Raw genomic sequence first — 11089 nt, 5'->3', positions numbered from 1 at the left:
TCTTGGGATAGTCGACGCGCGCCCAGGTCGGCTCCTGCATGGTCAGCCAGCGCCGATAGGCCTCCAGCCGCCACTGGAGCATCCAGGCGGGCTCATTCTTCTTCTGCGAGATGAATTTGACGGTCTCTTCCGACAGCCCCTTGGGGGCCTTGTCGGACTCGATCAGGGTCTCAAACCCATAGCGATACTGGTCGACGTCGATACCGCGGACCCGCTCGATCGTTTCCTGAACCGCCGCCATCGACCTGCCCTCAGGCCGGGATGCAAGTGTCGGGCACCGGACAAACGGCCGCGCATTGCGCCGTGTCGAAATGCCCCTCGCACTCGGTGCACTTCTTCGGATCGATTACGTACATGTCGCGCTTGAGACTGATGGCGGCGTTCGGACACTCGAACTCACATGCGCCACAAACCGTACATTGCGAGGCGACAATCTTGTAGGACATGTGTTCCGGCTCCTTGAGTAGACGATGTCGTCGGACATCTCCTTTCAAGCGCCGTGCCAATCGGAAAACGTCGGAAATTCAACGACTATTTGCCGAGGGCGACTTGTCGTGGCCCCGACAGCATGTCGCATCTGCGACAGCTGCCGTCAGAGCCGCTTGACCTCGATGCCGTGCTTCTTCAACGCGTAGCCGATCTGCCGTGGCGTGAGGCCGAGCAGGCGCGCGGCCTTGGCCTGAACCCAGCCGGACTTCTCCATGGCGGCGACGACGCTGTCGCGGTCGGTCACGTTGCCGGCCAGCGACGCGGCCGCGCTGCCCGACCCCGCCGGCTCGGCCGCCGGCGGAGATCCGCCGGCAACCCTCTCGCGCGGAACATTCGTAGGAAGCACAGTCAGCGGCACGATCGGCAGCGAGCGCTGCTGCGTGCTCTCCGATGTCCCGTTCCACAACATCGCGGACAGGCACTGGCTGTGACAGCACGCGAAATCGTTCCGGACGATTTCCGGGCCCGGCGCCAGCGTCGCCGTGCGCTGCACGCAATTCTCGAGCTCGCGCACGTTGCCGGGGAAGCCGCAGCTCATCAGAACCTCGATCGCGTGCCGGTCGAAGCTCAGCGCGCGGCCGTTCTCGCTGTTGAAGTTCTTCAGGAACTCGTTGGCCAGCAGCGGGATGTCGCTGCGCCGCTCGCGCAGCGGCGGCAGCATCATCGGCACCACGCTGATGCGGTAATAGAGATCGGCGCGGAATTCGTTGCGCGCAACCGCCTCTTCGAGGTTGCGATTGGTCGCGGCGATGACGCGGACATCGACCTTGATGGTCTGGTTGCCGCCGACCCGTTCGAATTCCTGCTCCTGCAGCACCCGAAGGAGCTTGGCCTGGAACGAGGCTGAGATCTCTCCGATCTCGTCAAGGAACAGGGTGCCCTTGTCGGCGAGCTCGAACCTGCCCTTGCGGGAATTCAGTGCGCCCGTGAAGGCGCCCTTCTCGTGACCGAACAGCTCGGACTCCAGCACGGATTCCGGCAGAGCCGCGCAATTGATCTTGATGAAGGGCCGCTTTGCCCGCGGCGACAACTCGTGAATGGCCTTTGCGATCAACTCCTTGCCGGTGCCGGATTCGCCGCGCAGCAGCACCGTCGAGTTCGACTTCGCCACCACCGCAATCTTTTCCAGCAACCCGCGCAGGGCCGGGCTGTCACCGATGATGCCTTCGACGTGAACCCTGCGGCGGTCACGCGTCGGCTTGAGCTCGGACAGCTCCTTCTGGAGCCGATAGCTCTCGTGCATCAGCCGTTCGCGGTCCTGCGCGACGATGCGGTGCAGCTTCACGGTCTGGCCGACCAGATTGGCGATCATGGTCAGCAGGCGGACATCGGAATCCAGCCGGTACAGCGGCCGCTCGTCCCAGACTCGGTCGATCGTCAGCGTGCCGACGACCTTGGAATCGATGCGGATCGGCACGCCGATGAACGATACGCGCGTGGTGTCCGACGCCCCCAGGGTCTCCACGTCCGTCGGACTGAAGGCAGGATGGGTCGCGATGTTTTCCGCGACCAGCGGCATGGCCGTCGCAACGATCTGATCGACCGCCTTCTGCGGCAGTCGCCCGCGATAGCGCTCGTCGCTGCCCTCGCTCCAGCCGGCCCCCACCGCTAGATCGGGGATGCCATCGTCGGAGAGGAGCGCGACGACGCCGTGGCGCATCTGCAGAAACGATTGCAGGAGATTGATCACGTTGGCGAGTGTCGTCTCCAGGCGCGTCGGCGCCGTTAATATCTTGGAAATCTCGAAAATGCCGGTCAGCGCGATCTCGTTCAGCGGCACGAGTGGCGCGGTGTGATCGGCGGGCGAACGTTCAACCAAAGGAGCAGCATGCAGCATGACGGACTCTCCGTTGCCTGTTACTTCCTCCCGGCCGCGTTCTCTGGAATTGGTATTATTCTCATTCATGTGACGTCGAGAGTCGCGCTCAACTTGTCGGCACTGCTGCAAAAAGATTCCGTCGCGCTTGCATGCTTTGTCATCCGTTTCGCGGAATTTACCGTCGGAATGGGCGTCACGCGCGAAAGCGGGATCGCCGCATTGATCTAGCGCAAATCGGCAAGCTTTCTTTGGCGATCCGCGCCGGCCGCTCGCTCACACGTGCTGCCCTCCGTTGATCGGTACTTCCGCACCTGTGACGTAGCTGGCCGCATCCGAGCACAGGAAGAAGATCACCTTGGCGACCTCGTCGGGTGTGCCGACGCGGTGCAGCGGGATGATCGGCGCCAGTTGGGCCTCGGTCTCCGGCGAGAGGATGTCGGTCTTGATCTCGCCGGGCGCAATCGCATTGACGCGGATTCCGAACGGCGCGTAGTCGTGGGCCATCTCGCGGGTGAGGCACGCGAGAGCGGCTTTCGACGTCGCATAGGCCGTGCCGGCAAATGGATGCACCCGCGAGCCCACGATCGAAGTGACGTTGACGATCGAACCGGCTGACCGCTTCAATTCCTCCACGAGGCCCTGCGCAAACAGGATCGGCGCGAGCAGGTTGACGTGGAACACGCTCATCCAGGTCTCCACCGGCGTCGTCATCGAATTCAGCCGGGAGCCGTCGGCGGCCTTCGGCGAAATCCCGGCATTGTTGACCAACGCATGCAACGGTCCGCCGTCGAGCCGCTCCTTGATCTCGGCGACCGCGAGCGACAGGGCGCGGTGGTCGCTCAGTTCGACCTGCACATGATTGTCGGTCCCGGAATCCCAGGGACACCGCTCGCCGTCGAAGGGCTGCCGGGAGCAGGTGATGATCCGCCAGCCGGCCTCGTAGAACAATTTTCCCGTCGCATGGCCGATGCCGCGCGAGGCGCCGGTCAGCACCAGCGTCTTCCGTTCGCCGGCTTGCGCGCGCGACCTGTCGCCGTGAAACGGGCACAAGGCGACATCGGGCGCGGGCGCGCCACTCGGCGCAACATCGCGATCCAGCAAATCGAGCGTCACGTCAGCTCCTCACCGCGTCCGATCGGACGCCCGACAATTACGACACGACCAACTTTGCAGGATTTGGGCCACGTCCGATCGCTGCGGTTTTCCCGGCTTGATGTCGACTCTTCGACACGATGGAAGGTTTGCAACACGCTCGCGTGTGCTTTCGGACCAGACGGGCGCGCGACGGCTTCGTGAACATTGACCGGCAGTTGAGAGCTCTTTTCCAATCGTTCCAAATGGCCCGGCTCTTGCTCTTCGGGTTTCGGGCCAGCTCACGCCTTGCTGCACATCTCTCTGCAACCCTGGTTTCACATGTCCCAGCCGAACGACCAACGACTCTTTGCTGTTATCCTCGGCACCAACGAGATCGCCTCCGCGATCGGCATCCAGCTCGTCCGCGCAGGATATTGTGTGGTGCTGTCGCACGATCCCGATCCGCCGGTGATCCGCCGCAAGATGGCCTTTCATGATGCGCTCTACACCGACACCGCGCAGCTCGAGGAATTCGTGGCGGAACGCGTGGACGACGGCGTGCAGGTCTATCAGGCACTGGGCCGGCCTCCGCGAATCCTGATCACCTGGCTCGGCCTGCTCGACCTGCTTCCGGTTCGCCATATCGACCTGCTGATCGACGCGCGTCTGCAGAAGCGCCGGATCACGCCCGACCTCAGGCGGCTCGCCCGGCTGACGATCGGGCTCGGCCCCGGCTTCTCCTCGACCTTCAATTGCGACGTTGCGGTCGAGACCCGGCCCGGCAAGATCGGGCTCGTCACCGACACGCGCTGGACCGACGCGGCCGACGGCGTCGCAAGTTCGCTGGGCGACGTCGGCGCAGAGCGCTTTGTCTACTCGCAGTTTTCGGGACGCTGGCACACGCCGATCGAGATCGGCACCCGAGTCTACCGGGATCTCGTTCTCGGCCATCTCTCCGGCGTTCCGGTGCTAGCGCCCCGCGACGGCATCCTGCGCGGCGTCGCCCGCGACGGCAGCGAGGTCCCGGCAGGCGTCAAGCTTCTGGAGGTCGACCCGCGCGGCCGCGATGCGCAGTGGACCGGAACGGACCGGCGGGGGCGCGCCATCGCAAATGCAACGACCGCCGCCATCCGGCTCCAGACCGCTCGCTCCTCGACACATTGGAATTCCGCATGATCATCTGTTCCTGCAACGTCATCAGCGATCACGACATTAGGGGAGTCGTGTCGACCGACGATGCGCTTTGCTCGGCTGCGCAGGTCTACGACTGTCTGGGCTGCGCGGTCAGATGCGGCCGATGCTCGCAATCGGTGAGGCGGATTCTCGAGGAGCGGCCGGCTCGCGACATGCGATGTTCGCGGGACCGGCGCCGTAGCGGCCCTCACCGAGTTAAGGCCGGAACGAACGGATTTGAAAGTATTGGCGTACAATGAAAAATGGCGCAGCAACCTGGAAGTGACGTCTGACTTCAATGCGTCGCACGCTACGCGCCCTGCTCGCGGGCGCAAGCCGGTGAAACGGCCTTTCAACGAGACGGATTGGAGCGACTTCACCGGCGAAGTGGCTACCCAAAGGTCAATACGTGCCGTGGTCGACGTCCGCGACGTCGCGGACCTGTACTTTCGCGCCATGACCGCGCATGGTCGGGATCTCCTTGGCTTGAATTGTCAGAACGGCGTCACGACGATGCATTCAAGAGGACCGGCTGTCACCGCGACCGGCTAGACCGCTTTCGGTCGCCGACGATCAAGCTGCAATCTCCTCCGCCCTGCGCCGCCGACCACGCAAGATCGCACGATCGATCCTGACACCCGCGACAGGATCCATGCGACGATGCACAACCTATTCGTCGATAGAGTGGGTCCCATGTGCTGCACTCGGCCATTGTCTCGCAACGGTGATGCGCCAGCACGCGCTCTGCCGATCAGGCTGCCTACATATCCTGCGTAGGGATGATTTTCGGAAACGCCACCAGCCGAGCAGCGGCTCTCGCGAAGCGAATCTCCGCACGAGAACGCAATGGAGAATTGCTATGAATGCACTCAAGATCTTGATCGCTGGCGCGCTGATATCAACGGCGACGCTATCGTCGGCCTCCGCCTCATGGTCCTTCGCCGACCAGGAGCCCGCAGCTTTTGCTGCAATGTATCCCAACCGGGATGTCCTGAACGGCGGTGCGTTGACCCCGGCAGGACGAATGGGACTCGAGCGCGCCGGTGGTGCGGCCCCCGTGTTTGACGCGGGCCAAGTTCGCGATCCTCACTGGGGTCGGCCAGCGGCCGAAGGAGCGAACATGATGTCACCTGCCAGGCACCGTTGATCGTCTCGCCCCGAACGGAGTGCGGCCACGCGATGCGGCGCACTCCGCGGCGGGGATGTGCATGCATCACGTCAAGCAACGATGAAAATGATCGTTCGATCGATGCTGCCGAGCCCGGCGCTCGCATGAACAAGGCGATGCGGCATCGAGAAATAAGTGGCAGGCGGATGAGACTTCTGCAAGCTGCGTCGTCAGCAGCCCGACGGCAGGACCGGTGGAACTCCGGGTGTCGGCGCCGCACCTGAGGCGTTAGCCGGCAGAACCGTGGCAGCGGCCCCGAGGTTCATCGTCATTCCTTCCGTACAGGCCGAGGTGTTGGGGCTCGGCGCGACGGCGTTCGGATCAATGCCCGTGCCGACATCATCGCTGATGGCGGCCGGAATCGTACCCGGTGGCGGTCCCGCCGGCACTTGCGGAATCGAGAGCGGCAAGCTTGTCGCGCTAGCTACCGCGCTACCCGGCGTAGAGCTGCAGGCGGCCGCCACCTCCGTTCCCAACGGCGCAACCGCAACAATGGTCCCGATCGAACTCCCGCTCTGTCCCTGGGCCGGGATGACCGAAGGCACGCCAGCCGGCGCCGACAGTCCAGTGCTCATGACGATCGGTGTCGCCGGCACCGGCGAGGGAGACGTCGTTGGTGGGGCGCAGACGACGACCGTGCCTGGCGTCGTCGGGTCCATCGCAAGCGGAACGGGTGCCAGCGTGGTGTCGGGCGCCCCCGGCACTGTGGTTGAGGAAAACGGACCCGGGCTGTTCAGCGGCGAGGTGACGATCGCGCCCGGTACGGTCGGCAGACTCATCGCCGTGCTGCCGGTCGTCACGACCTGGGCCCGACCGGGAGAGCACCCCAGCAGCAGGACGGCAAATGCCCCGAACGCAATGCGGATCATGTCTGCGCCCTCTGGGTCCCGTCATTCTTGCGGATAGCGACCCGAGTGCCCTCTGTCAGATTGACCGCCGGATTGAGCACGACCTGATCGCCGGGCCGTATCCCGTCACGTACTTCGATCGAGGTGCCGAAATCCCGTGCGATCGAAACCGCCTGCAAATGAACGACGCCGTTGTGCACGACTGCGAGGTGAAGGCCATTCTGATCGAACACCAGCGCATCGGCCGGAACCGACATCGACGGAGTCCTGCGCGGGATCAACAGCTCGACCGTGCAATAAATGCCGGGATTCAAGGCGCCGTCTGCATTGGGGACGTCGATCTCGGTCAGCAGCGTACGGCTGCCCGGCTGCAACGCGGTCGCGATGCGCGTGACTTTTCCCGGAAACGTCCGGCCCGGAATTTCCGGGACGCGAACCTCGGCATCGATACCCGGCGCGACGCCGAAGGCCTCGTCCTGCGGCACGAACACCTGGGTCCTGATGACGTTTGAATGCATCAGCGTGAACATGAAGGTCGAGCCGGCCTGAACGAGGCTGCCATTGTCGACGTTACGCTGAGTGATCACGCCGTCGAACGGGGCGACCACGCGTTGATAGGCCTTCTCCTGCTGAAGAACGCGGATCTGCGCCTCCTGGGCCGTGATGTTCGACTGGGCAACGCTCACGGCGGCCTGTTGCGCGCGCAGGGTGAGCCGATCGTTGTCGCCCTGCTGGGCAGTCAGCCAGCCCTGCTTGACGAGGTTGCTGTCCCGCGAATTGGTGGTCTCGGCAAGCTCCCGGCTCGCCTCGGCCTGCTGCAACGCGGCCTGGTTCTGTGCCAGCGTCGCCTGCGCCTGCGCGATCTGCTGGTCGAGCTCGGGCGCGGTAATCTCGGCGAGAAGGTCGCCCTTCTTCACGCGATCCCCGATATCGACGTAGCGCTTCTCGATGTAGCCGCTGGCCCGAGCGAAGATGTTCGCTGCCTCGAATGCCGTCGTCGTCGCCGGCAGAGTGACTTTGATGAGGTCGCCGCCGGCGCGAACGGTCGCCACCCGAACCTCGGGAACGGCGGTCCTGCTCTGCTCGACCGACGCTGCCAGATCGCGCGCGGCCTGATAGTGCCGCCAGCCGCCGACGCCGAGACCGCCCGCCAGGAGCACAAGCACGGCGCCGCCGAGCCAGGCGCTGCCGGAGCGGCGTCGCGGCTGCACCTCCTTGCCCGGCATATCCACGATGCGGCAGGTGTCCGCGTCAGGCCGCTCGTTCGTGCCGTCGCTGTTGATCCGCGCGCGAACATCGCTCATTCCGGTTGCTCCTCGAATACGCCGTGGTGTGGCTTGCCGTCATTGCCCTTGCGCAGCCAGGCGAAGAGGTAGGGCACGATCAGCAATGTGGTCGGCGTCGCGAACAGCAGCCCGCCGATGACGGCACGCGCGAGCGCCGCGTTCTGCTCCTCGCCCGGGCCTCCGATCGCCATTGGGATCATGCCGACGATCATAGCGGCGGCCGTCATCAGCACGGGACGCATTCGGGTGCGGCCCGCACTCAATGCGGCCTCGAACGCGGAGTGCCCGTTCAACTGCGCGTCGCGCGCAAAGGTCACGAGCAGGATCGAATTTGCCGACGCAACCCCGACCGCCATGATCGCGCCCATCAGCGAAGGCACGTTCAGGGTCGTTCCCGTGATGAACAGCATCGTCACGATGCCGCAAAGGGTCGCTGGCAGCGCCAAGATGACGACAAATGGGTCGCCGAAGTTCTGGTAGTTCACGACCATCAGCAGATAGACAAGGATGGCGGCAAACAGCAGCCCGATCCCGAGGTCGCGGAACGATTGACGCATGCTCTGAATCTGTCCGAGGACCTGGATCGAGCTTCCCGGCTGGAGCTGCTTCTGAAGCGTCGACGTGACCTTGTCGATATCGGCCGAGACGCTGCCGAGATCGCGCCCTTGCACGCTCGCATAGACGTCGAACACCGGTTGGACGTTGGCCTGGTTCAAATTGGTCGGCACGGTCCCCCGTTTGAAGGTCGCGACGTTGCTGAGCAGGCCCGGGACCGTCTGCCCGCTTGCAGCCATCGAAGCCGACACCGGCGTGTTCTCCAGCGCGTTGAGTGAGTTGGCCCTGTACTCCGGCGTCTGAACGGCCAGATAATACGGGATGCCCGACGCCGGGTCGGTCCAGAAATTCGGCGAGACCTGAGCGGACGAACTGAGGCTGACATTGATGTTGGTCGCCACCGTGCTGGCATTGAGTCCCAGCTGCGCTGCCCTTGTGCGGTCGATATCGGCGTAGAATGCGGGAGCGTCGACCTCCTGCTGAAGATGTGCATCGACGATTCCAGGAATTGCCGCCAGGCTCTTCTGCAGCTCCTTCGCCACCGACAGATTGTTGGCGCCGTAACCGACGGTACGGACGTCGATCTGCGCCGGCAGGCCAAAATTAAGGATCTGGGTGACGATATCCGCAGACTGGAAATAGAAGACGTCTTCCGGGAATGCGGCCGGCAGAACCTGGCGCAGCTTTTTGACGTAGTCCGCGGTTGGCCTGTGGCCTTCCTTGAGCGATACGAGGATCGTGCCGTCGTTCACCCCGATCGTCGAGCCGTCGGTGAACGCCAGATTGTACGGACGCGCCGGCAGTCCGATATTGTCGACGATCAGCCCGCGATCGCGATCCGGAATGACTTCGCGGATCTTGTCCTCGACCGCCTGGAAGATCGCCTCGGTGCGCTCGATGCGGGTCCCGGCGGGCGCACGAACATGCAGCTGGATCTGGCCGCCGTCGACCAGGGGGTAGAAGTCCCTGCCCACGTAGACAAACATCACGGCTCCGAGCGCCAGCACCAGGGCGGCGACGACCGGCACGATGCTCCGACGCCGGAGCACCGTCGTCAGGAGCGCAGAATAGCCGTCGCGCACGCGCTCGAAGCCGCGCTCGAACGCCGCCGAAGCGCGCGACAACATGCCGGACGGGCTTTCGCCCAAGCCGTGACGGCGCTCGCTCTTCAGCAGCAGACCGATCGTGATCGGAGTGAGCGTCCGCGACAGGGCGTACGAGGCCAGCATGGCAAACACCACCGCGAGGCCGAGCGGCGTGAAGAGGTACTTGGCCGGTCCTTCGAGGAATACGACGGAGGTGAACACACAACTGATGGCGAGCGTCGAGACCAGCGTCGGAACGGCGATCTCGGCCGCGCCGTGCAGGGTCGCCTCCGACAGCGGCATCCCCTCCTCGGTCCAGAGCCGATGCGTATTCTCGATCGTCACCGTCGAATCGTCGACCAGGATGCCCACCGCAAGCGCCAGCCCGCCCAGCGTCATCGTGTTGAGGGTCTCGCCCAGGAAATGCAGGACGACGAGCGAGGACAACATCGCAAGCGGGATCGAGATCAGGACCACGAGCGTCGACCGCCACGATCCCAGAAACACCAGGATCATCAGCGCCGTGAGGCCCGCCGCGATCGCGCCTTCGCGCAGCACGCCGTTGACCGAATGCGTTACGAAGACCGACTGATCGAACAACTCGGTGATCTTCAGCCCGGCTGGCGCCGACGCTCGAATCGACTTCAGGGCCTGCTTGACCCCATTGACCACGGCAAGCGTCGAAGCGTTGCCGTTCTTGATCACGCTGAGCAGAACCGAGCGGTGACCGTCTTCGCGCACGATATTCTGCTGGACCTGAGATCCGTCCCGAACCTGGGCGACGTCCTTCAACAGGATGGTCGCGCCGTTCGCAAACTTGACCGGGATCATGTTGAGATCCTTGACCGAGGCTGGCGTCGCATTGGTTCGCACGGTGTACTGGGTGTCGCCGATCTTCGCCGTTCCGGTCGGCAGCGTCAGGTTCTGGGTATTCACCGCATTGACGATGTCGAGCGGCGTCAATCCGCGCGCCAACAATTTGTTCGGATCGATGTCGACCATGATCTGGCGATACTTGCCGCCCGCAGGCGTCGGCAGTGTCACGCCCGGAACGGGAGCCAGTTGCTGCCGGATCCGATAGATGCCAAAGTCGTACAACTGTTGCTCGTTCAACTTGTCGGACTCGAGGCTGAGCTGCAGGACCGGCACACTCGACGCGTTGAACTGCACGATGACGGGCGGCTGAATGCCCGGCGGCATCAGGGCACGGATCGCGTTCGTCGCCGACACGATCTGTGAGATCGCGAGATCGAGATTGACGTCCGGCTGGAAATAGATCTTCTGAACCGACAGGCCATTGAGCGTCTGCGCCTCGATGTTCTTGATCCCGCTGACATTGGCGCTGATCGAATATTGGCTGTACGTGCTGACGCGCTGTTCCATCTCGGGCGTCGAGAGGCCGGTATAGCTCCAGATGACCGTGACGACGGGGATGCGAATCTCCGGAAAGATATCCGTCGGCATCGACCAGACCGCGATGCCGCCGAGAAACAGGACCAGCGCCGCAAGCACATAGAACGTGTGCGGAAAGCGGAGCGCAAAGCGGACAATTCCCATGATGACGACTGCCTGGAGCAGGTTGCGCGAGATCT

General features: G+C 63.9%; 9 protein-coding genes and 1 pseudogene. 3 read left to right on the top strand and 7 right to left on the bottom strand.

Going from position 1 to position 11089, the window contains the following annotated elements; genetic code table 11:
* The 3 genes and pseudogenes from UNPF46_RS04955 to nifA form a co-directional block, all read right to left on the bottom strand.
* Window positions 1–241, bottom strand: a pseudogene (locus UNPF46_RS04955) (Fe-S cluster assembly protein SufB); the annotation flags it as partial.
* 10 nt (window positions 242–251) lie between these two features.
* Window positions 252–494 (bottom strand): 4Fe-4S dicluster domain-containing protein, encoded by a 243-nt coding sequence (locus tag UNPF46_RS04950; RefSeq protein WP_161497198.1) that lies wholly within the window; start codon window positions 492–494, stop codon window positions 252–254.
* 98 nt (window positions 495–592) lie between these two features.
* The gene (nifA, locus tag UNPF46_RS04945; protein WP_100176005.1) at window positions 593–2326 is read right to left on the bottom strand and encodes a nif-specific transcriptional activator NifA; all 1734 of its coding nucleotides are present in this window, start codon (window positions 2324–2326) and stop codon (window positions 593–595) included.
* On the opposite strand from nifA, the gene UNPF46_RS04940 reads away from it, so the two are divergent.
* Entirely contained in the window at window positions 2318–2536 is a 219-nt protein-coding gene (locus UNPF46_RS04940) for a hypothetical protein (protein WP_142249251.1), read from the top strand. The genes nifA and UNPF46_RS04940 overlap by 9 nt on opposite strands.
* 45 nt (window positions 2537–2581) lie before the next feature.
* Here UNPF46_RS04940 and UNPF46_RS04935 read toward each other — a convergent pair whose 3' ends face one another.
* On the bottom strand, window positions 2582–3421 hold the full coding sequence (locus UNPF46_RS04935) for an SDR family NAD(P)-dependent oxidoreductase (protein ID WP_142249250.1): 840 nt from the start codon (window positions 3419–3421) through the stop codon (window positions 2582–2584).
* A 300-nt stretch (window positions 3422–3721) separates the two neighbouring features.
* Between UNPF46_RS04935 and UNPF46_RS04930 the strand changes: the two genes are divergently transcribed.
* On the top strand, window positions 3722–4558 hold the full coding sequence (locus UNPF46_RS04930) for a xanthine dehydrogenase (protein WP_142249249.1): 837 nt from the start codon (window positions 3722–3724) through the stop codon (window positions 4556–4558).
* 234 nt (window positions 4559–4792) lie between these two features.
* Window positions 4793–5107 (top strand): hypothetical protein, encoded by a 315-nt coding sequence (locus tag UNPF46_RS04920; RefSeq protein WP_142249247.1) that lies wholly within the window; start codon window positions 4793–4795, stop codon window positions 5105–5107.
* A gap of 786 nt (window positions 5108–5893) precedes the next feature.
* Here the strand turns inward: UNPF46_RS04920 and UNPF46_RS37305 are convergent.
* The 3 genes from UNPF46_RS37305 to UNPF46_RS04900 are packed head-to-tail and all read right to left on the bottom strand — an operon-like array spanning window position 5894 to window position 11054.
* A complete protein-coding gene (locus UNPF46_RS37305) occupies window positions 5894–6592 on the bottom strand; it encodes a hypothetical protein (RefSeq protein WP_181769788.1) in 699 nt (232 codons plus the stop codon).
* Window positions 6589–7875, bottom strand: coding sequence for an efflux RND transporter periplasmic adaptor subunit (locus tag UNPF46_RS04905; protein ID WP_142249244.1), 1287 nt, complete (start codon window positions 7873–7875; stop codon window positions 6589–6591). The genes UNPF46_RS37305 and UNPF46_RS04905 overlap by 4 nt, the downstream gene beginning before the upstream one ends.
* Window positions 7872–11054, bottom strand: coding sequence for an efflux RND transporter permease subunit (locus UNPF46_RS04900; protein ID WP_142249243.1), 3183 nt, complete (start codon window positions 11052–11054; stop codon window positions 7872–7874). Before UNPF46_RS04900 ends, UNPF46_RS04905 begins: the two co-directional genes overlap by 4 nt.
* Window positions 11055–11089 lie beyond the last annotated feature (35 nt).

This window comes from Bradyrhizobium sp. UNPF46 (assembly GCF_006658625.1).
Classification (GTDB): domain Bacteria; phylum Pseudomonadota; class Alphaproteobacteria; order Rhizobiales; family Xanthobacteraceae; genus Bradyrhizobium; species Bradyrhizobium nitroreducens.
This window is presented reverse-complemented; position numbering and strand designations above follow the sequence as displayed.

Excerpts from the sequence above, each read along its gene's own strand:
- nifA (WP_100176005.1), bottom strand. The coding sequence starts at position 2,326 with ATGCTGCATGCTGCTCCTTTGGTTGAACGTTCGCCCGCCGATCACACC.
- UNPF46_RS04930 (WP_142249249.1), top strand. The coding sequence starts at position 3,722 with ATGTCCCAGCCGAACGACCAACGACTCTTTGCTGTTATCCTCGGCACC.
- UNPF46_RS04900 (WP_142249243.1), bottom strand. The coding sequence starts at position 11,054 with ATGGGAATTGTCCGCTTTGCGCTCCGCTTTCCGCACACGTTCTATGTG.
- UNPF46_RS04905 (WP_142249244.1), bottom strand. The coding sequence starts at position 7,875 with ATGAGCGATGTTCGCGCGCGGATCAACAGCGACGGCACGAACGAGCGG.
- UNPF46_RS04940 (WP_142249251.1), top strand. The coding sequence starts at position 2,318 with ATGCAGCATGACGGACTCTCCGTTGCCTGTTACTTCCTCCCGGCCGCG.
- UNPF46_RS37305 (WP_181769788.1), bottom strand. The coding sequence starts at position 6,592 with ATGATCCGCATTGCGTTCGGGGCATTTGCCGTCCTGCTGCTGGGGTGC.